This is a genomic window from Thermoflexibacter ruber, assembly GCF_900113045.1.
In the GTDB taxonomy this organism is placed as follows: domain Bacteria; phylum Bacteroidota; class Bacteroidia; order Cytophagales; family Thermoflexibacteraceae; genus Thermoflexibacter; species Thermoflexibacter ruber.
This window is the reverse complement of sequence record NZ_FONY01000114.1, coordinates 1-1,691: the sequence shown is the minus strand read 5'-3', so window position 1 is coordinate 1,691 and position 1,691 is coordinate 1. Positions and strand designations below refer to the sequence as shown.

Annotated in this window: 1 protein-coding gene; it reads left to right on the top strand. The window is 34.9% G+C overall.

The genetic code is table 11. The annotated features are described in order from the left end of the window. Positions 1–144 precede the first annotated feature (144 nt). Entirely contained in the window at positions 145–1,467 is a 1,323-nt protein-coding gene (locus BM141_RS22405) for a serine hydrolase domain-containing protein (RefSeq protein ID WP_091549656.1), read from the top strand. The last annotated feature ends 224 nt before the right edge of the window (positions 1,468–1,691 follow it).

Here is a 1,691-nt window from a genome sequence, read left to right as displayed (position 1 = left end):
TGTGCTAATTTGTAGAGTAGTGCTTTTTATTTACATTCGTGCTTATGTGAAGTCTGGTGCTGTTAAACCCCCGCCTTCGCCAAGCCTTTTCCGTTGGGTGCTATTTTAGGGCGACCCTTAAACAATAACATAAACAGAAAAAAAATGAAAAAAGCAATTTTAACAACAGTATTACTTTTAACTCTTGGTCAAATTGGACTTGCTCAAACGAACTTTGACAAAACTAAGCTGGACAACTATTTCAACGCACTTGAAGAAAACAATAAGTTTATGGGTAGCGTTGCCGTTTCAAAAAACGGAGAAATTATATATACGAAAACTATTGGACTTGCTGACGTTGAAAACAACAAGAAAGCAACTGAAAATTCTAAATACAGAATTGGTTCAATTTCTAAATCGTTTACAGCGGTTTTGGTATTAAAAGCGGTTGAGCAAAAAAAGTTAGACCTAAATCAAACTATTGACAAATGGTTTCCGACAATTATAAACGCAAAGAAAATAACAGTAAAACATTTGCTAAGTCACAGAAGTGGAATACATAACTTCACAAAAGACAAAGACTACTTGACTTGGAACACACAACAAAAGACTGAAAAGGAATTGGTTGAAATAATTACAAAAGGCGGTAGCGACTTCAAGCCCGACAGCAAAGCAGAATACAGTAATTCAAATTTTGTGCTTTTAACTTACATCCTTGAAAAAACTTTTGAAAAATCGTATTCTGATTTATTGCAAGAATTTATTGTTAAACCAATCGGTTTGACAAGCACTTATGTTTTTGGCAAAATCAATCCAAATAACAACGAATGTAAATCATACACTTTCGCAGGAACTTGGAAAGTAGAGCCTGAAACAGATTTTACAGTTCCTTTAGGTGCAGGTGCAATAACTTCTACACCAATCGACTTGACAAAATTTGCAGACGCTTTATTTGGCGGTAAACTTTTGTCAAATGAAAGTCTAGAAATAATGAAAACTATAAAAGATGGATACGGAATAGGATTATTCCAAATGCCATTTTACAAAAGTGTAGGATACGGACACACAGGCGGAATAGATGGATTTACTTCAGTTTATTCATATTTCCCAGACGACAAAGTTTCGTATGCTTTGATTTCTAACGGAACAAATATGAACAATAATGACATTTCTATTGCTGTTTTAAGTGCAGTTTACAACAAGCCATATGAAATTCCAGTATTTACGACTTTCAACCTGACCTCAGAAGATTTAGACAAGTATTTAGGTGTTTATTCCTCTAAACAAATTCCGTTGAAAATTACAGTGTCAAAAAACGGAAATACTTTAATTGCACAAGCAACAGGACAATCAGCATTTCCACTCGAAGCAACCGAAAAAGACAAATTTAAGTTTGACCAAGCAGGAGTTGTCTTGGAATTTAATCCGACAGACAAAACAATGATTTTAAAACAAGGTGGTGGACAATTTACATTCACGAAAGAATGAAAAACAGCACCCAACAGCCGTTTTGCAAAAGCGGGGGTTTCGTGCTTCTATGACAGTGAAGTGGTAAATATAAGCATTGTGCATCTAATGAAGTTTTGTGTTAAAAATCCCCGCCTTCGCAAAGCGGCAAAACGTTGGCTGATATTTTAAGAAAAAAACAACAACAAAGGACGAAAACTGATAACCTCAATGTCCCAAGAAATTTGTAACTTGCAAGCACATAT

Coding starts and splice junctions, on each gene's coding strand:
- BM141_RS22405 (WP_091549656.1), top strand. CDS start 145: ATGAAAAAAGCAATTTTAACAACAGTATTACTTTTAACTCTTGGTCAA.